We start from the raw sequence: 21,303 nt of genomic DNA on the forward strand, positions 1-21,303 counted from the left end.
GATGGAAACAATGGATATCGAGCAGGCTCGCTTCAATATGGTGGAACAGCAGATCCGGCCGTGGGACGTGCTGGATCAGGACATTCTTGATCTGCTGTTCGTCGTCCGACGTGAAAACTTCGTGCCGGCCGCGTTGCGCGACCTGGCCTTCGTGGATACGCCGATTCCGCTCGGCCATGGCGCGGAAATGCTGGAGCCGAAGATCGAAGCCCGCGTGCTGCAGGAACTGCATGTGCGCAGCACCGATACGGCGCTCGAGATCGGCACCGGCTCCGGCTACATGGCCGCACTGCTCGGCGCACGCGCCAGCCAGGTGACGACGGTCGAGATCGAACCGGCGCTGGCCGAGCGCGCGCGCGAAAACCTGATCGCCTCCGGTGCGCTGAACGTGCGTGTCGAAGTCGGCGATGCGGCGCAGGGCTGGCCGGTGCATGCACCGTACGACGTGATCCTGGTGTCCGGCGGCCTGCCGGTGCTGCCGCAGGAACTGGTCGCGCAGCTGCGTCCGGGCGGCCGGCTGATCGCCTTCATCGGCGAAGCACCACTGATGAATGCCACGCTGGTGACGCTGAACGCCGACGGCAGCCAGACGCAGGAAATCCTGTTCGAAACGCTGTTGCCGACGCTGCGCAATGCGCGCGGCGCCCAGCGTTTCGTGTTCTGAGACACCGTCGATGAAGCAGATGACGGTGGCCGAGCTGGCGGCGTGGCTGGCAGAACCGCAGGGTGAGAAGCCGCAGTTGCTCGATGTGCGCGAGGCGCACGAGTGGGCGATCTGCCGGGTCGAAGGCAGCCAGCACATTCCGATGGGCACCATCCCGACGCGCCTCGACGCGCTCGATCCGGCGCGGCCGCTGGTGTGCATCTGCCACCACGGCGGACGGTCGATGCAGGTGGCGATCTTTCTCGAGCGCAATGGCTTCGGCGAGGTGTACAACCTGGCCGGCGGGGTCGACGCCTGGGCACTGCAGGTCGATCCGTCGATGGCGCGGTACTGATGCAATGACCCTGCTGCGGCGTCGGTCGATGTATGCCCTGCTGTCGGCTGCGCTGTCGACGTGTTTCGCATTCAATCCAGCGGCGCATGCGGCCGACGATCTGGTCGCGGTGGCGCGCGCCGCGCTGGCCAACGATGCGCAGTACCAGTCGGCCCGTGCGCAAAGCCTGGCGACCTCGGAAAAGCTGCCGCAGGCGCGCGCCGGCCTGCTGCCCAGCCTGACCGTCAGCGGCACCACGCAATGGAATGACGTGACCGTGAAGCAGCCGGTCAATGCCGCCTCGCAGCACAACTCGCACAACTTCAACTTCCAGCTGACGCAGCCGCTGTTCCGCTGGGCCAACTGGGTGCAGTTCGAACAGGGCAAGCTGCAGGTCGCGGCGGCCGAGGCGCAACTGGCGCAGGCGCGCCAGGACGTGCTGCTGCGCGCCGCCCAGGCCTACTTCGACCTGCTGTACGCACACGACGTGCTGGCATCGATCGAGGCCCAGAAGGACGCCGCGTCGCAGCAGCTCGCGCTGGCGCGCAAGAGCTTCGAAGTGGGCACCGTCACCATCACCGACGTGCATGAAGCGCAGTCGCGCTTCGATCTGGCGAACGCACAGGGCATCGCGGCGGCGAGCGACATCGAAGTGAAGCGCCACGCGCTGTCGCTGATCACCGGCGGCGCACCGGCCGAGCTGCGCCGCATGCGGCGCGACGTCGCTTTCGCGATGCCGGAACCGGCGCGCATGGACGACTGGGTGGAACGCGCGCAGACCGACGGACTGGCAGTGCTGACCCAGCTGGCGAATCAGGAAATCGCGGCGCGCGAAATCGAGCGCCAGCGTGCCGGCCACTATCCGAGCGTCGATCTCGTGGCCACATACGGCCAGAACAAGAACGTGGTCACCTTCGCCGGCAACCCGATATCGAACCAGACCGAAACCGCCACCGTCGGCGTGCAGGTGTCGGTGCCGATCTTCCAGGGTTTCGGGCAGGAATCGCGCGTGCGCGAATCGGCCTACCTGCTCGACCGGGCGCGCGCCGAGGTCGATCTCGCGCGGCGCAACGCCGCGCTGCAGGCACGCCAGGCCTATCTGGGCGTGGCCAACGGCATCGCGCAGACGGCGGCCCTGCGCGCCGCGCAGGTGTCATCGCAGTCCGCGCTGGATTCGAACAAGCTGGGTTATGAGGTCGGCGTGCGCATCAATATCGATGTGCTCAACGCGCAGCAGCAATTGTTCGCCACACGGCGCGACATGGCGAAGGCGCAGTACGACACCATGATTGCGCAGCTCAGGCTGAAAGCCGCTGCCGGCCAGCTCGGCGAAGAGGAAATCGCCGTGGTGAATGCCTTGCTCGAGTAGCGCGCGCCCGCTGCCTTCAGCTTGCGGTGCCGCGGCTGAACCACCACCACGAAAAGCCGATCGCCAGCAGCGCCACCACTGCGATGGCGATGTTCCGCTGCATCGGGTAGCGCTCCAGCTTCACCAGTCCGGTGTGGAAGCTGATGTACAGAAAGCCGCCGATGAACAGCGCCAGTACGCCCAGCAGCGTCCACCGGTTGCCCAGACGGCCGGCCGCACGCAGCAGCGTGCCGCACACCAGAATCAGCACGAAAAAGGACAGCAGCGACAACGGCGTGATGCCGGTGCATGAACGTCCGCCGCAGGCCGGACAGATTGCCGGCGCCCTGGCGCGCGCCATCAGCTTGACCAGACGCGCAATCGTGTCCTGTCCGCAGTGCGGACAGCGTGAAAGTTTCGCCACCGCTATTTACCCGCGACGAACGCCGCGCGCTGCACCGGGTCGGGAATGTCGCGCGCCAGCTCTTCCAGCAGCGCCTGTTCGGTGCCGGTGCGCTTGAGCGCGCGACCGACCAGGATGCGCGCCACCGGACCGATCAGCCGCGCCAGCCGGCGCTCGATGTCGGCGATCACCGCGTCGTCGAGCGGCCGCGGCGCCGACGATACGTAGCGGCTCGACGTGCTGGTCGGCGGCACGCTGCTGCGCGACGTCGATATCGCGCCGGAGGCCGCGGCACCGGACATCGACTGCGATGAGCGCGACGTCGTCGCGCCGGTCTGCACGATGTGGCGCTTCGCCTCGATCAGGAAGCCGGCGCGCTGCGCGTCATTCGGAATGTGCGCCGCCAGCTGTTCGATCAGCTGCGGCGCCGACGTTGTGTGGGGCGCGATGCGCATGACCAGCACGCGCGCCATCGGCCCGATGTGGCGTGCCAGCAGCGATTCGAGCAGCGGCGTCAGCGCGTCGGGCGCCAGCACCGGCTGCGCGACGTCGGTGCGCCGTGTGATGCCGCTGCGGCTGTCGAGTTCGAACACCTCCTGGCTGCGCGACGCGATTTCGACCCGCTGACCGGTGATGTGCAAGCCGTCCGGCGCGCCGCTGCCCAGCGCCGATACGGTTTCGTAGTAAGCGCGCGACACGAGCACCTGACCGGCATGCGCCAGCCCGGCCAGCGCGCGCGCAGCGTCCAGACCGTCGCCGTGCAGGTCGAGCGCACCGCTGCCCGAGCGCGACACGCGCACCGGACCCAGATTGATGCCCTGCTTCAGCCCCTGTCCGGTCGGGCCGCCGTCATCGGCGAAGTCGAGCTTGCGCAGATGCTGGGCGACGACACAGGCGTCTTCCGGCTGGCCCAGCAGGCACAGTGCGGTGCCATCCGGCGTGTCGAGGATGAGCCGGCTGTCGGCGTCGACCGAGCGCGCCGCACGCGCCAGCGCGTCGTCGAGCTCCGACTTGCAGGCCAGCCGCTGCGCGGTGTCCAGCCGCTGGCTGTCGCCGATCTGCGCATACAGCACGCTGCACACGATGGTGCGCCGTTCTTCCGACGCGCCGATCGCGCGTACCGGCGCGGCAACCGGTGCCGATGCCGCGCCCGCCGCCAGCGGGCCGCGGGCGGTTGCCGGGGCTGCGGTGAATACCCGGCGGAAGTCGGCGATGCTGCGCGGTCGCTTGGAATCGTGCGGCTCCAGTCCCCAGTCGATGGCGCGCAGCAGCGAGGCCCCGAACACGGATGCGTCGGCCAGCCGCGACGCAGGAATCAGCGGGTCGTTCTGGATGCGCGCGGCCGATTCGATCGGCCGCTGGCCGGTGACCAGCCAGTACATGACGGCCGACAGCGAATAGATGTCGGTCCACGGCCCCTGATTGCCGTGCGAGTGGTACTGCTCAAACGGCGCGAAACCGGGCGTGACGATGGCGGTCAGCGTGTGTTCGGTGTCGTGATAGCGGCGGGCGGCGCCGAAATCGAGCAGCACCGGCATACCGTCGTCGCGGATGCATATGTTGGGCGGCTTGATGTCGCGATGCAGGAAGCCGCCGTCGTGGATCACCTGCAGACCTTCGAGCAGCGGCCGCACGATGGCCAGCAATGTGGCGCGGTCGATGCGCGCGCTACGCTCGCGCACCCACTGGTTCAAAGGCCGGCCCCGCTCGTAGTCCATCACCATGTAGGCACTGCCATTCGCCTCGAAAAAGCGGCTGACACGCACGATGTGCGGGTGACGGAAATTGGCCAGCGCGCGCGATTCGTCGAGAAAGCGGCGCAGCCCCTGCTCGAACATTTCGACCGCCGGACCGCTGCGCGGCATTACGCGCTGGCCGTCGCCGCGGATCGCGATGTCGGTCGGCAGGAACTCCTTGATGGCGACCTTGCAGTCGAGCAGCGTGTCGTGCGCCAGATAGGTCAGGCCGAAGCCGCCGCCACCGAGCAGCGATTCGATGCGGTATTCATTCAGCGCCCAGCCGGCCGGCAGCGCGCCCGGGCTGGCGTTGGCAGTCGGCAGGAAGCCGCTGCCCGCAAGCACCTCGGCATTCACGCTGTCTTCGGTGAACGGCTCATCGTCCCCGTTACCCGACGGCGGCTGCTGACCGTTCGTCACGGTCAGCTGTCTATCATGCGCATCGCCGTTTCAAGGCTGCGCCGCATTCGGTTGAAGGAAGCACCGAGCACCGACACTTCGTCCTTGCCGGAATCGCGGAACTCGGGCACCGAAAAGTCGCCGGTGCTGATCTGGTCGGCCGCGGCCGACAGCCGCGCCACCGGGCGGATGATCAGCCATTCGAGCATCAGGTTGAGCACCACCATGACGAACACGAACACGCCGAGCAACGACAGCATGAAGGTGTTGAAGGCACGGTCGGCATTGGTCACTGGCAGCGTCATCGGCACCGACACCACCTGCGCACCGATGATTTCATTCAGCTTCCAGCCGAAGCCGTTCGCCTCGCCATACACCTTCACCATCGTCGGCGGCGCCGTGGCGGCCGTGTTGTGGCAGGCCAGACAGGCCGGATTGGTGATGCGGATCGGCCGCGCGATGTACATGTGGCGACCGGTCGGCGTTTCGCGCACGCCGGTCAGCTCCTTCGTATCCTCGGCGTTGCGGAAGCTGGTGACGATGTCCGTTTCCCAGTCCGACGCACGGTCGCGCGGATTGGTCGGGTTAAGCGTCGCTTCCTTGTAGGCGTACTCGGGGTGGTTCTTGCGCAGCTCGTTGATCGTTTCGGTCGCGGCATAGGCCGGCACGGTCTGCGGCAGGAACTGTTCCGACAGCAGCGGATCGAGGTGCGGCTTGATCTGGCTGACCGTATAGGCGCGAATGGCCAGTGCGGTTTCCATCATCAGCCGCGCATTGCGCTCGACCTCGGCGCGCGCATTGTCGTGCAGCAACTGGTGCGACAACGCTGCGCAGGCCGCCAGACCGACCGCGAACACGCCGATCAGCACCAGGTTGAACTTGAGTCTGAGTCCCATCTTCGCAAGGCCCTTCGGTCAGGTGTGGGTGGTTCGCAGCGCGTTCCCGGCACGCGCATCACCCTCCCGCATTCGACCTGCGGACATGGCGACGCCGGATTGTAAAAGATTGACACCCGGTGGGTAAGGCCGTCGCCCGTCGATGGGCCACAGCAGCACACAGACGGCAGGCTGCGCCGATCAGCCGCCGGCTTGACCGGCGCCCTGATGATTCATCCACCACCACACGATGGCCGCAATGCTGGCTGCCCACAGCAGCAGCACGATTACGCCCGCAATCCAGTTCGCGGGCAGCTTGCCTTCGCGCGCCCGCGCCCGCGCCGCCTCCATCACGTCCTGCGGAATCATGCCGACCACGATCCAGACGCCGATCGGCAGCAGGATGACCTCGTCGAGCAGACCGAGCACCGGGATGAAGTCGGGAATCAGATCGATCGGGCTGGCCGCGTAGGCGAGCAGGAAAAGCAGAAGTATTTTCGCGCGCCGCGGCGTGCGCGTGTCTTGCGCTGCAATCGCAAGCGCCATCAATTCGAGCTTGATCGCCTGAATGCGTGCATTGAGTGTGGGCGCCGCCATCATTCCGAACCGTGGGTTGTTGTGATTTGCAGTGATAGAACCACAAAACGGGGCAGGCGTCAGCCATGTAGACACCAAACAAGGGGCAGATCGCACTTGCTCGACCGCCGCAGACTGCGTGGCGCAATCAAGAAGCGCTCCGACCGACTTTCGCTCTTGCGGCTGCAAGCGCAAGCGCTCCGCGTGCGGTTGCGCTTAGGGCGGTGGCGCCGACTGTCGCTGTTAACCTTGAATCGATCCCGATTCCGCATGCCAAGTGTCTAGACGATGAAGACAGAACGGAGGATGACCACGGCAGATGCCCAGCAGGCGGGACTTGTAAAGGCATACACCGGCCACAACGGCTTTCGCCGGGGCGATTCGGTTCGAGCAGTACGAGCGCCTGGACGAAGATCTGAAGGCCGAACTGCCTCTGAAGCGCGTATGGATGGTCGCGTCGCAAGAAGAGACACTACAAGGGCCGTCGAGCGCTAAGAGGCAGGCAAGGCTCGCATCGCAGGAACTTGTACTTGCCCGACTCTCAGTGCCTCGTTCTCATTCAGACCGGCCTTGGACCTCGCTCGTAGCATCAGCTCACGCGCTTCAGTCAGATCGATAGTCAACCGTCGCATTCGGCGTCCCACGCATTCATCGGACATCCAACGCCAGCCTTCGCGACATGTTGTTGCAAACCCTACAGCAGCACGATGTCGAACTGCTCCTGCGAATAGCTCGATTCGGCGTGCAGCGAGATCGGCTTGCCGATGAAGTCGGACAGCATGGCCAGCGCCTGCGACTCTTCTTCCAGGAAGAGGTCGACCACCTTGGGATGGGCGAGGATGCGGAATTCGCGGGCGCTGAACTGGCGCGCTTCGCGCAGCAGTTCGCGCAGGATGTCGAAACTCATGGTCTGCGCGGTCTTGACCTCGCCGCGACCGCCGCAGGTCGGACAGGCTTCGCACAGCACGTGGGCGATCGATTCGCGGGTGCGCTTGCGCGTCATTTCGACCAGACCGAGCGAGGTGAAGCCGCTGACCGATATCTTCGTGTGGTCGCGCGACAGCGCCTTGTTCAGTTCGGCCAGCACCTGGCTGCGGTGCTCGTCGTTCTCCATGTCGATGAAATCGATCAGGATGATGCCGCCCAGATTGCGCAGCCGCAGGTGGCGCGCGATCTGATGGGCCGCTTCGAGATTGGTCTTGAAGATGGTTTCGTCGAAATTGCGTGAGCCGACGAAGCCGCCGGTATTGACGTCGATGGTGGTCATCGCTTCGGTCTGGTCGAAGATCAGGTAGCCGCCCGACTTCAGGTCGACGCGGCGTGCCAGCGCCTTTTCGATCTCCTCTTCGACGCTGTGCAGTTCGAACAGCGGCCGCTCGCCGGTGTAGTGCTCCAGCAGCTTGGTCAGCTGCGGCATGTATTCCTCGGCGAAGGCGCGCAGCTTGACGTAGTTTTCGCGCGAGTCGACCTGGATGCTCTGCGTGTCGGCGCACACCAGATCGCGCAGCACGCGCTGGCCCAGCGTGAGGTCTTCGAACACCAGCGACGGCGGCTTGGCGGTCTTGGCGCGGTTGCGGATTTCCTGCCAGATCTTGCGCAGGTAGGCGATGTCAGCCGACAGCTCTTCGTCGCACGCGCATTCGGCCATGGTGCGCACGATGTAGCCACCCGGGTCTTCATGCGGCAGCAGCGCCTGGATGCGCGTGCGCAGCGCCTCGCGTTCTTCGGTCACCTCGATGCGCTGCGAAATGCCGATGTGGCGGTCCTGCGGCAGGTGAACGAGCAGCCGGCCGGCGATGCTGATCTGGGTCGACATGCGCGCGCCCTTGGTGCCGATCGGGTCTTTCAGCGCCTGCACCAGCACGCTCTGGCCTTCGGTCAGCAGGCGCTCGATCGGTTTCGGCGCGTCACCATTCTGTCGCGCTTCCCAGATGTCGGCCACATGCAGGAAGGCGGTGCGTTCGAGCCCGACATCTATGAAGGCGGACTGCATGCCGGGCAGCACGCGCACCACGCGGCCGAGATAGATGTTGCCGACGATGCCGCGCGCGCTGCTGCGCTCGATGTGCAGCTCCTGCACGGCACCCTGCTGCAGCAGCGCCACCCGCGTTTCCTGCGGCGTGAAGTTGATGAGGAATTGATCGTTCATGACTGCGCGGACCGTGAAGGGTGGGATGGCGGAATCTCGCTCGAAAAATCAGTCCGGGACTCAGTCAGAAAATGAGCCCGAAGCGGCGCAGCAGCTGCCAGGTTTCGTTCAGCGGCAGGCCGACGATGCCGGTGTAGGAGCCGTCGATGTGTTCGACGAACGCACCGGCGCGGCCCTGAATGCCATAGGCACCGGCCTTGTCCATCGGTTCGCCGGACGCGACATAACGTTCGATGTCGCGCGTGTCGAGCGCAGAAAATCGCACGATAGAGATCGAGAGCACGTGTTCGAGCCTGCGCCCGTCGCTGACAGCGACCGCGGTCAGTACGCGGTGACTGCGGCCGGACAGCAGTCCGAGCATGCGCGTCGCGTCGGCCGCGTCGGCCGGCTTGCCGAGTATTTCGCCATCGACTTCGACCGTGGTGTCGGCCGACAGCACCAGGCCGGAAGACAGCCGCCGCCAGGACAGTCTCTGTTCGCCGCCAAGGGCCTTGGCGCGCGCCACGCGCACGACGTAGGCTTCGGCATCTTCACCGTCGCGCACATCTTCCAGCACGTCAATGTCTTCGCGCGGCAGGCCACGAAAGGGCAGTACGAGGAAGGGTGCGCCGATCTGCGTCAGCAATTCACGCCGGCGCGGGCTGCGCGATGCCAGGTAAAGCGCGGGCGGTACGGTGGTCGAAAGACTCATTCAGTTGCTCAGGTTAACGTCGCACCGCCCGCCGGGCCGGCACAAGGGCGCGCGCAGCCCTGTGATGGCAGCAACATCGTGAGCGTGGGGGCGCGTCATTCTCTGTGATAGGGATGGTTGGATTCGAGGCTGGCTGCACGATACAACGCTTCGGCGAGCAGCAGGCGGGCCAGTGCGTGCGGCAGGGTGAGGCTGGACAGTCGGATCAGCTCGTGGGCACGCGCCTTGAGCGCAGGGGCGAGGCCGTCCGGGCCGCCGATCAGCAGCACGACGTCATCACCGCCGTCACGCCAGCGGCGCAGCCGGTCGGCCAGCGTCACGGTAGTCAGGTCGTCGCCGCGCTCGTCGAGTGCGACGATGCGGGCGCGCGGCGGGATCGCCTGCTCGATGCGCACGCGTTCGGCGTCGAGGAGGGCCTCGACCGGCTTGCCCTGGGTTCTCGGCTCGGCCTTGATTTCGGTGAACACGAGGGGTGACTCGCGCGGCATGCGGCGGGCAAATTCTTCGACGCCGGCATCGACCCAGCCGGGCATGCGGTGCCCGACACAGATCACCCGCAGCTTCAACGCGCGTCCGGTCCGCGGCCGCGTACGCCGGGGCTGCGTGCGGCCGCGGCCGAGCGGTCGGACGGCTTGGCCGAGCCCGACCACAGCTCTTCCAGGTTGTAATAGGCGCGCACCGCCGGCTGCATGATGTGCACCACCAGATCGCCCAGATCGACCAGCACCCACTCGCCGGTTTCTTCGCCTTCGACGCTGATCACCTGCGCGCCGGCTTCCCGGGCCTTTTCCTGCACGTGACGTGCGAGCGCGCGCGTCTGCCGGTTCGAGTCGCCGCTGGCGATGACCAGCCGGTCGAACAGGGCGTTGAAGTTCGAGGTGTCGATCACTTCGATGTCCTTGCCCTTGATGTCTTCCAGCGCGTCGACCACCAGCGCCTGCAATGCATTGATTTCCATGAATTCTCTCAGTAAAGCCGGTGATGGCGGATGTAATCGAGCACGCCTGTCGGGGCAAGATAGCGGCAGCTGGCGCCGCGCGCCAGTCGTGCCCGCAGATCGGTGGCCGAAATGGCCAGTGCCGTCATGTCGAACGGTACGATGGCGCCCGCCGGCGCCGTGCGCAGCACCGCCGGATCGTGCTGCAGGCGGGCGGACAGTTCGGTCGCCAGCGCGCCGTCGAGCGCGGCCGGATCGACGGCGTGACCGGCACGCGTCGCCAGACCGATGTGCGCCAGTTCGAACAGCGACTTCCAGCGCTGCCAGGTGTGCAGCCGGCTGAATGCGTCGGCGCCGAGGATGAGCACCAGCGGTTGCTGCACGCCCAGCTCGGCGCGCAGCGCCTGCAGCGTATCGACCGTGTAACCCGGTGCGCCCGCTTCCGCTTCGCGTGCATCGACTTCGAACGCGGGGTTGGACGCGGTGGCCAGTCGCACCATGGCGAGCCGGTGGGTTGCATCGGTGCGCAACGCGTCGCGGTGCCACGGCTGACCGGCCGGAATCCAGCGCACGCGCTCGAGCTGCAGCGTTTCGAGCGCTTCTTCTGCCAGCCGCAGATGGCCCAGATGCACCGGGTCGAACGACCCGCCGAAGATACCCAGAGGCATGCCGGAGCCCGCACCGGCCGGCCGCTGCTCACTCATCGGCGGCGTCTTTGCGCGGTCCGGAATCCGGCCCGGATCGGGAGTCGGGCTCGGAATCCGACCCGGCTTCGGGCTCAGGCTCCGGTTCGGGCAGTTGCGCGAACACCTGCTGGAAACTCACATACAGACTGGCCGCCAGCGTCGGCACCAGCACGAACAGCAGCGTCATGCGCACGCCGATGCGCAACAGGCTGGCGATGCCTTCGTCGTTGCCGATCAGCTGGATCACCAGCACCGGCAGGCCGACGCCGAGCACCGCCGCGCCGGCGAAATACACGATGAAGGCACCGGCGTTGCGCAGCACCGCAACCGCGCCGAAAAACAGCGCCTTGCCGAGCTTGATGCCCTGGGTCGCGATCAGGTAGGGCGGAAACCACATGATCAGGATCAGCGGCAGCACCAGCGGCAGCAGCTGCATCAGCGTGCGCGTGAACGCCTCTTCGTCGGCTTCCGCCAGCGGCACATCGGGCGCCGCGAACAGCAGGGTGTGGATCAGCACCACGACCAGTGAACCGGCCAGATGCACGAAGCCGAGCTGGACCAGCGGGCGCAGGTTGTCGGCCAGACCGGTCTTGAGCACTTCGGTCGACACATCGAGGTTACGGTCGAGCAGGCGGGCGCCATTGAACACGATGACCGACATGACCGGCAGGCAGACGGCGACCAGCACCGGGCCGATCAGCGGCACGATGTTCAGGAACACCATCACCAGCAGATAACCCATGGTGAGCGCGGTCATCAGTGGCGGATTGCGGCGGAACAGCGCGAAGCCGCCGCTGATCCAGGACCAGCCGGCCAGCGCCGGCAGCGCGCGCGCCTGTAGATTCACGGCCATGGCAGGGCGTCGCCGGCACGGATGCGGGCGCGCAGGATGTCGCGGAAGCGCTTCGGGTCGTGCTTGTGCACCATCTCTCCATCACGCGGCAGGTGGAAGTCATACAGCCGCGACAGCCAGAAGCGCAGCGCGGCGGCGCGCAGCATCAGCGGCCAGGCGCGGTGTTCGGCGTCGGTCAGCGGTCGCTCGTCGCGATAGGCGGCGAGCATCGCGTCGGCGCGATCGGCCACCAGCTCGCCGGCGTCATCGGAGCACCAGTCATTCATCGTCACCGCGAGGTCGAACAGCAGGAAGTCATCACCGGCGAAGTAGAAATCGATGATGCCGCCGATGCGCTCGCCGTCCATCAGGCAGTTGTCACGAAACAGGTCGGCATGCACCACGCCGGCCGGCAGCCCGGCGCAGTCGCCCCCCTCGCGCGCCGCGACCTGGAACGCCATCTCGGATTCGAGCAGCGCGCGGTCATCGGCGTCGAGATAACCCAGCAGCTGCGGCGCGGCAGCACGCCACCAGTCGTAGCCGCGCGGATTGGCGAAGCGCCGCCCGTAGCTCTGGCCGGCCACATGCATCGTCGCCAGCATGCCGCCGACCGCCGCGCAGTGCGGCGCCTGCGGTGCCATCTGCGATTTGCCGGCCAGTCGGGTGGCGAGCATCGCCGGCTTGCCGTTGAGCGTGCCGAGATACTCGTTGTCCCGGTCGGCGATCGGCGCAGGGCAGGGAATGCCATGGCGCGACAGGTGCGCCATCAGGTGCACGTAGAACGGCAGTTCGGCGCGCGTGAGCTTTTCGAACAGCGTGAGCACGTAGCGACCGTGCGAGGTGTCGACGAAGTAATTGGTGTTTTCGATGCCGGCCGGAATTCCCTCCAGCGACAGCAAATGGCCGATGGAGTAATTCTTCAGCCAGTCGCGCATCTCGTCTGCGGTGACGGTGGTGAAGACAGACACGTATCAGTTTCGGAAGTTGGGCACGCGCCGACGGCGCATGCAGGTCAGTCGAACGAGAAAATGACCCATTTCGGGACGCGCAGACCCTGATCGAGATCGTCGAAGCGTGTCATCACGCCGCCGCCGTTCTCGTCCATCAGATAGTAGGGCACGCCGTGCGACGGCGTCACCTTGATCATGTAGAGCTTGCCGTTCATGCGGTATTCCTCGACCCGCTCGTCGGCCTTCTGAATGATGGTCACCTGCGGCTCGGTCGTCACGTCGCCACCCTCGAGCGGCAGCGGCGGCGGCGGCGGTTCCGGAATGGGCTGCAGATCGGCCGGCCGGTCGGCCTGGGCGAACACCGACGGGACAGCAAGCGCCAGCGAGGCGGCGATCAGGGCGGCAGATAGGAGCGGTCGCATCGAAAATCCTTTGTGATCAGGCAGTTTAACAGAGCCCCCCGCGCTTCCCGGTGACGCATGGACCGGCCCGTTGTTTCCTTGCATCTTTGATCCTGCGTCCTGAATCTACAGGTTCAGCATGGCTTCATGCTCCTCAGGCAACGGCAGGAAGCTGCGGTTCTCGTAATGACGGAAGATCGCCTCGACCACCTCGGCCGGATCGTCGATCAGCTGCACCAGATCGATGTCGGACGCGGAAATCATGCCTTCGGCCACCAGCGTGCTGCGGAACCAGTCGATCAGCCCCTGCCAGAACGGCGTATGCACCAGAATGATCGGAATGCTGCGGCTCTTGTGCGTCTGGATAAGCGTCAGCGCCTCCATCAGCTCGTCCAGCGTGCCGAAACCGCCCGGCATCACGACATAGGCGGCGGCGAAGCGCACGAACATGTACTTGCGGGCGAAGAAGTGCTCGAAGGAATGCGAAATGTCCTGATAGACATTGGCGCTCTGTTCCATCGGCAACTGGATGTTCAGCCCGACACTGGGCGATTTGCCGTGGAAGGCGCCCTTGTTGGCCGCCTCCATGATGCCCGGCCCGCCGCCGGAAATGACCGAGAAGCCGGCGTCGGACAGCTGGCGCGCGATGCGTTCGGTCAGGTCGTAGTAGGGGTGATCACGCGGCGTGCGGGCGCTACCGAAAATGCTGACCGCCGGGCGGATGGCCTGCAGCCGCTCGGTCGCCTCGACGAATTCGGCCATGATGCCGAAGATGCGCCAGGCCTCGCGCGCACTGCTGGCGCGTGCCGCGTCACCGGGGTCGATCATGCCGGGAAGTTTGTCTTTCGCGCTCATGGGGAGGGGGTCCGGGGTTGATAATGGCGCGCTGAGCAATCACGGAATCCGCCATGCCCACGCTGCTGCTTGTCGATGGTTCGTCCTACCTGTACCGCGCCTTCCACGCCATGCCCGACCTGCGCAACGCCCAGGGCGAGCCGACCGGCGCACTGCGCGGTGTCATCAACATGCTAAGGCGGCTGGCAAGCGACTACAAGGCGGACTACCGCGCCTGTGTGTTCGACGCCAAGGGCCCGACCTTCCGCGACGACTGGTATCCGGACTACAAAAGTCACCGTCCGCCGATGCCGGAAGACCTCGCCGCACAGATTGCACCCATCCACGACGCCGTGCGCGCACTCGGCTGGCCGCTTTTGATGATCGATGGCGTGGAAGCCGACGATGTGATCGGCACCCTGTCGGCACAGGCCACCGCGCGCGGCATCGACTGCGTCATTTCCACCGGCGACAAGGATCTGGCGCAGCTGGTGAACCGGCACGTGACGCTGGTGAACACGATGAGCGAAGAGAAGCTCGACGAAGCCGGCGTGCTGGCCAAGTTCGGCGTGACGCCGGCCGGCATCGTCGACTACCTCGCGCTGATCGGCGACAGCGTGGACAACGTGCCCGGCGTCGACAAGTGCGGCCCGAAGACCGCCGTGAAGTGGCTGCAGCAGTATGGTTCGCTCGACGAAATCGTCGCGCATGCCGACGAAATCGGCGGCAAGGTGGGCGAAAACCTGCGCGCCCACCTCGGCTTCCTGCCGCTGGCGCGCCAGCTTCTGACGGTGAAGTGCGATGTCGAACTGCCGCAGCCGCTCGAAGCGCTGACCTCGGACGGCGAAAACGCCGACGCGCTGCGCCCGATCTACGAACGCTATGGCTTCCGCGGCCTGCTGGAAGAACTCGCCAAAGGCCCGAAGAAGACCATCAACGCGCCGGCGCCGGCTGCCGACGCCACGCCTTCGACCGAACCGGAAGGCAGCCACCGCGCGCAGTACGAAACCCTGCTCGACTGGCCGGCGCTCGAACGCTGGCTGGCGCTGCTGGATGGCGCCGCCGTGGTGTCGCTGGACACCGAAACCACCAGCCTGGAGCCGATGGAGGCGCAACTGGTCGGCATGAGCTTCGCGCTGGAAGCAGGCGTAGCCGCCTATCTACCGCTGGCGCACTGCTACCCGGACGCGCCGGCGCAGTTGCCGCGCGACGAGGTGCTGGTGAAACTCAAGCCCTGGCTGGAATCGGCGGCGCACGGCAAGCTCGGGCAGAACCTCAAGTACGACCGCCACGTGTTTGCCAACCACGGCATCCGGCTGGCCGGCGTGGTCGATGACACGCTGCTGGAAAGCTATGTGCTGGACGCCAACCGCAGCCACAGCCTGGACGCACTGGTCACCCGCCACCTCGGCCTGAAGGTGATCAGCTACGACGAGGTGACCGGCAAGGGCGCCTCGCGCATCGGCTTCGACCAGGTCGCAATCGACCGCGCCACCGACTATGCCGCCGAAGACGCCGACGTGACGCTGCGCGTGCACGCGGTGCTTGCGCCGCGCATCCAGTCCGACAAAAAGCTTGCCTATATATATAGGGACATCGAACTGCCGGTGTCGCAGATCCTGTTCGACATGGAGCGCACCGGCGTACTGCTCGACGTCGGCTCGCTGGCCGCGCAGAGCAACGAGCTGGGTCAGAAGATGATCGACCTGGAAGCGCGCGCCCACGCGGCAGCGAAGCAGCCGTTCAACATCAATTCGCCGAAGCAGCTGGCGGAAATCCTGTTCGAGCGCGAAAAGCTGCCGGTGATCAAGAAGACGCCGAGCGGCACGCCCTCGACCGACGAAGAAGTGCTGTCTCAACTGGCGCTGGACTACCCGCTGCCGGCGCTCATCCTCGAATACCGCAGCCTCGCAAAACTCAAGGGCACCTACACCGACAAGCTGCCGCGCATGGTGCGCGCCGACACCGGCCGCGTGCATACCAGCTTCAGTCAGGCGGTAGCGGTGACCGGGCGGCTGTCGTCGGTCGACCCCAATCTGCAGAACATACCGGTGCGCACCGCGGAAGGCCGGCGCATCCGCTCCGCCTTCATCGCGCCGCCGGGTCACCGGCTGGTCAGTGCCGACTATTCGCAGATCGAACTGCGCATCATGGCCCACCTCTCGCAGGACGCGCGCCTGCTGCAGGCCTTCGCCGACGGCGAGGACGTGCACCGCGCGACCGCATCCGAGGTGTTCGGCGTGCCGCCGGACGAAGTCAGCAGCGAACAGCGCCGCTACGCCAAGGTGATCAATTTCGGCCTGATCTACGGCATGAGCGCGCACGGACTGGCAAAAAACCTCGGCATCGAACGCGCCGCCGCCGCGGGCTGGATCGACCGCTATTTCGCGCGCTACCCCGGTGTCGCGCGCTACATGGACGAAACCCGTGCGCTGGCGCGGGAACAGGGCTGGGTCGAAACCGTGTTCGGGCGCCGGCTGCAATTGCCGGAAATCCGCGCCGCACAGGTCGCCCGGCGTCAGGGCGCCGAACGCGCCGCGATCAACGCGCCGATGCAGGGCACGGCCGCCGACCTGATCAAGCTGGCCATGATTGCCGTATCAGGCTGGCTCGACCGCGAACAACTCGGCACGCGGCTGGTGCTGCAGGTGCATGACGAACTGGTGCTCGAAGTGCCGGACGCCGAAATCGACCTCGTGCGCGAGCGCGTGCCGGCGCTGATGGAAGGCGTGGCCCAGCTGTCGGTGCCGCTGAAGGTCGAAGCCGGTGTCGGCCTGAACTGGGACGAGGCGCACTGAAGGGACCCGCCTGGCGGCAGCCAAGGAAGCCGCTGCAGTGTCCGCAGTGGCGGTGAGCATTCCTCCGGCCATGGGAGCTCTTCTGTGGGAGCGGCGGCCTCGCCGCGATCCGCGCTCTGCACTGAGACCATCGCGGCACTGATCGCGGCGAGGGCGGAGCGGGGGCTTCGGCGAGCACTGCTCGCCGCCCGCGGAGCCGGCCGGCCATGCAGGGCCGGCAGTGGATCGCCGCTCCCACAGAGGTCGCGGCTGCTGCAGGCCGCTGCTTCCGCAGTTGCCCACCGCCTCTGCATCCAGCCCTTTCAGGTTCGCAGGTGCTGCGCGAAGAAATCCAGCGTGCGCTGCCAGGCCAGTTTCGCGGCGCGTTCGTCGTAGCGCGGTGTGGTGTCGTTGTGGAAGCCGTGCAGCGTGCCCGGATAGACATAGGTCTGATACGTCTTGCCGGCGTTGACCAGCGCCGCGTCGTAGCGGGTGGCGCCGGCATTCACCTTTTCGTCCTGGTCGGCGTAGTGGATCAGCAGCGGCGACCGGATCGCCGGCACATCTTCCAGCGGGGGCTGTGTGCCGTAGAACGGCACCGCGGCATTCAGGTCGGGGAGCTTCGTCGCGAGGAAGTTGGCGATGGCGCCGCCGTAGCAGAAGCCGACCACGCCCAGTTTGCCGTTGCCGAGGTCGTGCGCACGGAAAGCGAGCGCCAGTGACAGGAAGTCTTCGCGTGTCTTCTTCTGGTCCAGTTGCTGGAACAGCTCGCGCGCCATGTCCTCATTGCCCGGATAGCCGCCGAGCGGATACAGCGCGTCAGGCGCCAGCGCGAGATAGCCCTCAAGCGCGAGCCGGCGTGTCACGTCCTCGATGTGCGGATTGAGGCCGCGGTTTTCGTGCACCACGAGGACAGCCGGCAGCGGGCCGGTCGCCTGTGCCGGTCGTGCCAGGTAACCGCGCACCTTGCCGTAGCCGCCGCGCGTGACGTATTCGACATGGTCGGTCTTCAGCGCCGGATCGTCCGGCTTCACCTGCTGCGCCTGCGCGAAGTTCGGGCTCAACGCCTCCAGCAGCATCGACGCCGTCACGCCGCCGACCGCGAAACGGGCTGCTGCATCGAGAAACCCGCGCCGGTCGATGGCGCCATGCACGTAGCGGTCGAACAGCGCCATCACCTCGGGTGCGAAATCCCTGGCTGTCTTTCGTTTCATGGTGAATCTCCTGCGTAGGCATGCGGTGTGCGGGGCACCATGCACCGGGCCGCCTGCGGGTGCAAGCGGGTATCGCGCTGATCGACATCGATGCGTCGCGGGAATTCCCGGTGTTGCAGCCGCGATACATCTTCAAATCCCTTCGTCATTTTCACATCGTCATATGTATATACTCCGCCGCTCCATTCCAAAGGAGTATTCGACGATGACAAAACCTTCGCTGCTATGCGGTGTCCTGCTGTCGCTCGCCGCGTCGTCCGCGCTGGCCGGCGACTTCTATGTCGGCGCGTCCATCGGCCGCTCGAGCGTCGACATGGATCGCAGCGAGACCGACGCAGTTCTGGTGTCGGCCGGTGCTACCGGCCTGCGTTCCAGCGTGGATGAGCATGACACGCACTACGGCTTGTCGCTCGGCTATCAGCTCAACCCCTACCTGGCGTTCGAACTCGGCTATGCCGACTTCGGCAGCGCGCGCTACCGGGCCCGCTTCACCGGTGGCGGTGCGCGTGCGCACCTCGATGCCCATGGCTGGACCGCATCGGTGCTGGGCATCCTGCCGGTGGGCGAGAAGTTTTCGCTATTCGGCCGGCTCGGCGGCATCCACTCCAAGGTCGAAGTCGATGTCGACGTGACCGGCCCCGGCGGTGCAGCAGCCGGCACGGCGCAGGACCGCGACTGGAGCGGCCTGTACGGCGCGGGCGTCGGCTACGCGCTGACGCCGTCCATCGGGCTGCGGGGCGAATTCACCCGCTACGAAAGCATGGGCGGCAGCAACACCGGCAGCGGCGACATCGACACATGGTCGCTCGGCGCGATCTTCCGCTTCTGATCCGCCCATCTTCCGTTCTCCATTCGTCCTCCGGACCCGGCCCGCGCGGCCGGGTGTTCCGCTGCGGTATCCTGCTACGGCGCCCGGGTCCCGGATGCGCGCGACGGCTGACGCCGTACGCCGGAACACAGACCGACAGGAGGAGACATGGCTTCAATCTACGCTGACGAACACCGCGTGCTGCAGCAGGAATTCGGCACCACGAAACTGGCCGACATGCTTGACCAGAACTGGATCCACGAAACGATCACCGACGAGGAGAAGGCCTTCATCGAAGGACGCGACATGTTCTTCCTGTCGACCGTCGATCCCGAAGGCAATCCGACCGTGTCGTACAAGGGCGGACCGACCGGCGTCGTGAAGGTGATCGACGCACAGACGCTGGTGTTCCCCGGCTACGACGGCAACGGCATGTTCTATTCGATGGGCAACATCGTCGGCCAGGCGCGCGTCGGCCTGCTGTTCATCGACTTCGAAACGCCGCACCGCGTGCGCGTGCAGGGCACGGCCGAATTCCTGCGCGACCATCCGCTGATGGCCGGATACACCGAAGCGAAATATCTGGTGCGGGTCACCGTCACGAAGGTCTGGGTGAATTGTCCGCGCTACATCCACCGCTACAAGAAGGTGGGCCAGTCGAAGTACGTGCCGAAGGCCGCCTGTGAAACGCCGCTCGCGCTGTGGAAGCGGCTCGACATGGTGCAGGACGTGCTGCCCGGGCACGAAGTCGCGCGCGCCCAGAAGGAGGGCGTCATCACGCTCGAGGACTACGAAGCCAAGGTGGCGCGCGGCGACGGCTGAACCACGCGGCTGAACGTGTCCGCACCGCCGTCGTACCATTCGGCTGGTGGCGACCGTTCGCCCCACATCCCAGTCAGCGAGAACTCCGATGATCAACCTTCGTACGATTGCCGCAGCGCTCTGCGCTGCCGCGCTTGCCTTTGCACCATCAGCCGCCACCGCGGCGGATGGCCTGATCGCCGTGAAAAGTCCGCGCGGCGTCATCGAGTCCATGGACCGGCTGGAAGGTCTGGTCAAACAGCGCGGTCTGAATGTGTTCGCACGGATCGACCATGCGGCCGGCGCAACGCGCATCGGTGCGCATCTCAGGCCGACGCAGTTGCTGATATTCGGCAACCCGCAGGGCGGTACCCCCTTCATGCAGTGCGCGCAGGAGGTCGGCATCGATCTGCCGCTGAAAGCGCTGGTCTGGGAAGATGCGGCCGCGCAGACATGGATCGGCTACAACGATCCGGGCTACCTCGCGCGGCGGCACGGCGTCGAGAACTGCCCTGCGGTGGAGGGACTGCGCAAGGCACTGTCCGGATTGGTCGATGCTGTCGTGGCCGAGTAAATCCGGCCCTGCGTGATCAGAAAGCAACTGGGCGCCGGTCAGCCAGTCCGATGTGCTTCGGTGTGGCGCCCGGTAACCCGCTCAGAAGCGCTGCGTAAACCGGACATAGACGTCGTCGTCGACACGCTTCTGCGCGGCATCGGTTCGCTGCTCCAGATCACGTCGCTGGCGCACCCGTGCCTCGATCGACTGCGTGGCGGACAGTTTCCACTGGTAGCGCAGTTCCAGCAGCTCCTGGTTGTTGCCGAAGTCGGGTGACAGCAGCCAGCCTCCGCCCGCCTGACCATAGACGAGCCCGACACCGTGGCCGGGTGCGAAATCCACGAGATTGACCGAGGTCTGGAACGCCAGCCCGCTCGCACGTCCGGAGCCGGACAGGCGCAGCGCCCCGTCGGTCGGTCTGTTGGGTGCGTAGCCGGCTTCACCGGCCCACACGAAGCGCATCGCACCGGCGAGCGGCCACTGCAGCGCCATGCGTCCGGCGATGCCCAGATAGTCGTCGATGCGGCCAACGGCGGTGCCATCCGTGCGCAGCGCGCTGGGTATGTAGGTGATATCCCATCCGAGCTGCAGGAAGCGACCTTTCGGGTCCTTCCGCTCCATGCCGAAGTAGTAAGTGGCGTGACTGGACGACTCGGTAAATGCCAGCGGACTGCGCCGCACGGTGGTGGGGCCATCGTCCTCGCTGCGCTGGACGATGGCGTGGTAGTTCCAGCCTGCGGCGTCGACGTAGCGGGCGTGAATGCCGTCTGTCCACGTGATGTCGGTGTTGGGTGAATCGTTGCGGCTCAGCGATTTCTTTGCAATGCCCTCCAGTTCGAAGCTGGTCTGCATGCGACCGACCTTCACGTCCCAGCTGCCGGGCTTGTAACGCAGGTAGAGCTCGTCGATGGTCGAGTCGCCGAAGCCCAGGCCGTCGCTCTGCGGGATCGCGGTGAAGAATTCGTAATGGTTGTCGTTGCTGTCGTCGGTCGAGTACCGGCCCGCGAAGCGGGCCTTGGCACTCAGTTCCGTGGTGACCTGCCAGAGGACACCCGGGCGGACCCGGATACGCCAGTCACTTTCGTCGCTGCGGCTGCCGTTGCGGTCTTCGCGCTCTCGACCGAAGTAGCCCAGCCGCGCATCGCCGCTGAATGCAAATTCGCCCGGTGCGGGGTCGGCAGCACCGACGCTGACTGGCGTGGCGAGCGCCAGTGAAAGGACTGATGCGAACAGCGTGTATTTCATGAAAGCCTTCGTCCTGCCTCTGTCGCGAGGCGTCAGGGTATGTGGAAAAACGACGCGATCCAGGCGGTGGATTGCGCCGCGACAAATCGCAAATGAACGAGGTCTCAG

The 21,303-nt window shown here is 66.0% G+C and carries 22 protein-coding genes; 7 read left to right on the top strand and 15 right to left on the bottom strand.

Annotated features, from left to right (window positions below; translation table 11 throughout):
* Positions 1-10 precede the first annotated feature (10 nt).
* Genes NMQ14_RS16955 through NMQ14_RS16965 form a run of 3 tightly spaced genes read left to right on the top strand, consistent with a single transcriptional unit; the run spans position 11 to position 2,346 of the window.
* Entirely contained in the window at positions 11-664 is a 654-nt protein-coding gene (locus NMQ14_RS16955) for a protein-L-isoaspartate O-methyltransferase (protein ID WP_257079889.1), read from the top strand.
* Between the two features lie 10 nt (positions 665-674).
* The gene (locus NMQ14_RS16960; RefSeq protein ID WP_257079881.1) at positions 675-998 is read left to right on the top strand and encodes a rhodanese-like domain-containing protein; all 324 of its coding nucleotides are present in this window, start codon (positions 675-677) and stop codon (positions 996-998) included.
* Between the two features lie 28 nt (positions 999-1,026).
* On the top strand, positions 1,027-2,346 hold the full coding sequence (locus tag NMQ14_RS16965; protein ID WP_257098015.1) for a TolC family outer membrane protein: 1,320 nt from the start codon (positions 1,027-1,029) through the stop codon (positions 2,344-2,346).
* 16 nt (positions 2,347-2,362) lie between these two features.
* Here NMQ14_RS16965 and NMQ14_RS16970 read toward each other — a convergent pair whose 3' ends face one another.
* The 13 genes from NMQ14_RS16970 to NMQ14_RS17030 all read right to left on the bottom strand — a co-directional run bounded on the left by NMQ14_RS16970 (position 2,363) and on the right by NMQ14_RS17030 (position 13,815).
* Positions 2,363-2,749: a hypothetical protein gene (locus tag NMQ14_RS16970; RefSeq protein WP_257079879.1), complete on the bottom strand. Its 387-nt coding sequence runs from the start codon at positions 2,747-2,749 to the stop codon at positions 2,363-2,365.
* Between the two features lie 2 nt (positions 2,750-2,751).
* Complete coding sequence (locus NMQ14_RS16975) at positions 2,752-4,884, bottom strand: protein kinase (protein WP_257098017.1); 2,133 nt, start codon at positions 4,882-4,884, stop codon at positions 2,752-2,754.
* Between the two features lie 2 nt (positions 4,885-4,886).
* On the bottom strand, positions 4,887-5,759 hold the full coding sequence (locus tag NMQ14_RS16980; protein ID WP_257098019.1) for a DUF3365 domain-containing protein: 873 nt from the start codon (positions 5,757-5,759) through the stop codon (positions 4,887-4,889).
* A 180-nt stretch (positions 5,760-5,939) separates the two neighbouring features.
* Positions 5,940-6,335, bottom strand: a complete 396-nt coding sequence (locus NMQ14_RS16985) for a DUF1232 domain-containing protein (protein ID WP_257098021.1) — start codon at positions 6,333-6,335, stop codon at positions 5,940-5,942.
* A gap of 673 nt (positions 6,336-7,008) precedes the next feature.
* Positions 7,009-8,463 (bottom strand): ribonuclease G, encoded by a 1,455-nt coding sequence (gene rng / locus NMQ14_RS16990; protein ID WP_257098024.1) that lies wholly within the window; start codon positions 8,461-8,463, stop codon positions 7,009-7,011.
* Positions 8,464-8,527: 64 nt separating this feature from the next.
* Complete coding sequence (locus NMQ14_RS16995) at positions 8,528-9,154, bottom strand: nucleoside triphosphate pyrophosphatase (protein ID WP_257098026.1); 627 nt, start codon at positions 9,152-9,154, stop codon at positions 8,528-8,530.
* A gap of 95 nt (positions 9,155-9,249) precedes the next feature.
* Complete coding sequence (gene rlmH, locus NMQ14_RS17000; RefSeq protein ID WP_257098028.1) at positions 9,250-9,720, bottom strand: 23S rRNA (pseudouridine(1915)-N(3))-methyltransferase RlmH; 471 nt, start codon at positions 9,718-9,720, stop codon at positions 9,250-9,252.
* On the bottom strand, positions 9,717-10,112 hold the full coding sequence (gene rsfS / locus NMQ14_RS17005) for a ribosome silencing factor (protein ID WP_257098030.1): 396 nt from the start codon (positions 10,110-10,112) through the stop codon (positions 9,717-9,719). Before rsfS ends, rlmH begins: the two co-directional genes overlap by 4 nt.
* Positions 10,113-10,120: 8 nt before the next feature.
* On the bottom strand, positions 10,121-10,795 hold the full coding sequence (gene nadD, locus NMQ14_RS17010) for a nicotinate-nucleotide adenylyltransferase (RefSeq protein WP_257098032.1): 675 nt from the start codon (positions 10,793-10,795) through the stop codon (positions 10,121-10,123).
* Complete coding sequence (locus NMQ14_RS17015) at positions 10,788-11,630, bottom strand: BPSS1780 family membrane protein (protein WP_257098034.1); 843 nt, start codon at positions 11,628-11,630, stop codon at positions 10,788-10,790. The genes nadD and NMQ14_RS17015 overlap by 8 nt, the downstream gene beginning before the upstream one ends.
* Positions 11,621-12,577, bottom strand: coding sequence for a homoserine kinase (locus NMQ14_RS17020; protein WP_257098036.1), 957 nt, complete (start codon positions 12,575-12,577; stop codon positions 11,621-11,623). The genes NMQ14_RS17015 and NMQ14_RS17020 overlap by 10 nt, the downstream gene beginning before the upstream one ends.
* 44 nt (positions 12,578-12,621) lie before the next feature.
* Positions 12,622-12,981 (bottom strand): DUF2782 domain-containing protein, encoded by a 360-nt coding sequence (locus tag NMQ14_RS17025; RefSeq protein ID WP_257098038.1) that lies wholly within the window; start codon positions 12,979-12,981, stop codon positions 12,622-12,624.
* Between the two features lie 105 nt (positions 12,982-13,086).
* Positions 13,087-13,815: a TIGR00730 family Rossman fold protein gene (locus tag NMQ14_RS17030; protein WP_257098041.1), complete on the bottom strand. Its 729-nt coding sequence runs from the start codon at positions 13,813-13,815 to the stop codon at positions 13,087-13,089.
* Positions 13,816-13,868: 53 nt separating this feature from the next.
* Here NMQ14_RS17030 and polA point away from each other — a divergent pair, with 53 nt between their 5' ends.
* Positions 13,869-16,592 (top strand): DNA polymerase I, encoded by a 2,724-nt coding sequence (gene polA / locus NMQ14_RS17035; protein WP_257098042.1) that lies wholly within the window; start codon positions 13,869-13,871, stop codon positions 16,590-16,592.
* Positions 16,593-16,894: 302 nt separating this feature from the next.
* On the opposite strand, the gene NMQ14_RS17040 is transcribed toward polA, so the two are convergent.
* Entirely contained in the window at positions 16,895-17,785 is an 891-nt protein-coding gene (locus tag NMQ14_RS17040; protein ID WP_257098044.1) for a dienelactone hydrolase family protein, read from the bottom strand.
* Between the two features lie 205 nt (positions 17,786-17,990).
* Here NMQ14_RS17040 and NMQ14_RS17045 point away from each other — a divergent pair, with 205 nt between their 5' ends.
* From NMQ14_RS17045 to NMQ14_RS17055, 3 genes are all read left to right on the top strand, one after another.
* Complete coding sequence (locus NMQ14_RS17045) at positions 17,991-18,614, top strand: outer membrane beta-barrel protein (protein ID WP_257098046.1); 624 nt, start codon at positions 17,991-17,993, stop codon at positions 18,612-18,614.
* 147 nt (positions 18,615-18,761) lie between these two features.
* A complete protein-coding gene (locus NMQ14_RS17050) occupies positions 18,762-19,415 on the top strand; it encodes a pyridoxamine 5'-phosphate oxidase family protein (protein WP_257098047.1) in 654 nt (217 codons plus the stop codon).
* An 88-nt stretch (positions 19,416-19,503) separates the two neighbouring features.
* A complete protein-coding gene (locus NMQ14_RS17055) occupies positions 19,504-19,968 on the top strand; it encodes a DUF302 domain-containing protein (protein WP_257079862.1) in 465 nt (154 codons plus the stop codon).
* 81 nt (positions 19,969-20,049) lie between these two features.
* On the opposite strand, the gene NMQ14_RS17060 is transcribed toward NMQ14_RS17055, so the two are convergent.
* Positions 20,050-21,195 (bottom strand): hypothetical protein, encoded by a 1,146-nt coding sequence (locus NMQ14_RS17060; protein WP_257098048.1) that lies wholly within the window; start codon positions 21,193-21,195, stop codon positions 20,050-20,052.
* Between the last annotated feature and the right edge of the window lie 108 nt (positions 21,196-21,303).

Source organism: Methyloversatilis sp. XJ19-13 (assembly GCF_024580155.1).
Taxonomy (GTDB): Bacteria; Pseudomonadota; Gammaproteobacteria; order Burkholderiales; family Rhodocyclaceae; genus Methyloversatilis.

Coding starts and splice junctions, on each gene's coding strand:
- NMQ14_RS17015 (WP_257098034.1), bottom strand. CDS start 11,630: ATGGCCGTGAATCTACAGGCGCGCGCGCTGCCGGCGCTGGCCGGCTGG.
- NMQ14_RS16955 (WP_257079889.1), top strand. CDS start 11: ATGGATATCGAGCAGGCTCGCTTCAATATGGTGGAACAGCAGATCCGG.
- NMQ14_RS16965 (WP_257098015.1), top strand. CDS start 1,027: ATGTATGCCCTGCTGTCGGCTGCGCTGTCGACGTGTTTCGCATTCAAT.
- polA (WP_257098042.1), top strand. CDS start 13,869: ATGCCCACGCTGCTGCTTGTCGATGGTTCGTCCTACCTGTACCGCGCC.
- NMQ14_RS16960 (WP_257079881.1), top strand. CDS start 675: ATGAAGCAGATGACGGTGGCCGAGCTGGCGGCGTGGCTGGCAGAACCG.
- rsfS (WP_257098030.1), bottom strand. CDS start 10,112: ATGGAAATCAATGCATTGCAGGCGCTGGTGGTCGACGCGCTGGAAGAC.
- NMQ14_RS16980 (WP_257098019.1), bottom strand. CDS start 5,759: ATGGGACTCAGACTCAAGTTCAACCTGGTGCTGATCGGCGTGTTCGCG.
- NMQ14_RS17025 (WP_257098038.1), bottom strand. CDS start 12,981: ATGCGACCGCTCCTATCTGCCGCCCTGATCGCCGCCTCGCTGGCGCTT.
- NMQ14_RS17040 (WP_257098044.1), bottom strand. CDS start 17,785: ATGAAACGAAAGACAGCCAGGGATTTCGCACCCGAGGTGATGGCGCTG.
- nadD (WP_257098032.1), bottom strand. CDS start 10,795: ATGAGTGAGCAGCGGCCGGCCGGTGCGGGCTCCGGCATGCCTCTGGGT.
- NMQ14_RS17055 (WP_257079862.1), top strand. CDS start 19,504: ATGATCAACCTTCGTACGATTGCCGCAGCGCTCTGCGCTGCCGCGCTT.
- rng (WP_257098024.1), bottom strand. CDS start 8,463: ATGAACGATCAATTCCTCATCAACTTCACGCCGCAGGAAACGCGGGTG.
- NMQ14_RS17045 (WP_257098046.1), top strand. CDS start 17,991: ATGACAAAACCTTCGCTGCTATGCGGTGTCCTGCTGTCGCTCGCCGCG.
- NMQ14_RS16985 (WP_257098021.1), bottom strand. CDS start 6,335: ATGGCGGCGCCCACACTCAATGCACGCATTCAGGCGATCAAGCTCGAA.
- NMQ14_RS16995 (WP_257098026.1), bottom strand. CDS start 9,154: ATGAGTCTTTCGACCACCGTACCGCCCGCGCTTTACCTGGCATCGCGC.
- NMQ14_RS17050 (WP_257098047.1), top strand. CDS start 18,762: ATGGCTTCAATCTACGCTGACGAACACCGCGTGCTGCAGCAGGAATTC.
- NMQ14_RS17060 (WP_257098048.1), bottom strand. CDS start 21,195: ATGAAATACACGCTGTTCGCATCAGTCCTTTCACTGGCGCTCGCCACG.
- NMQ14_RS17030 (WP_257098041.1), bottom strand. CDS start 13,815: ATGAGCGCGAAAGACAAACTTCCCGGCATGATCGACCCCGGTGACGCG.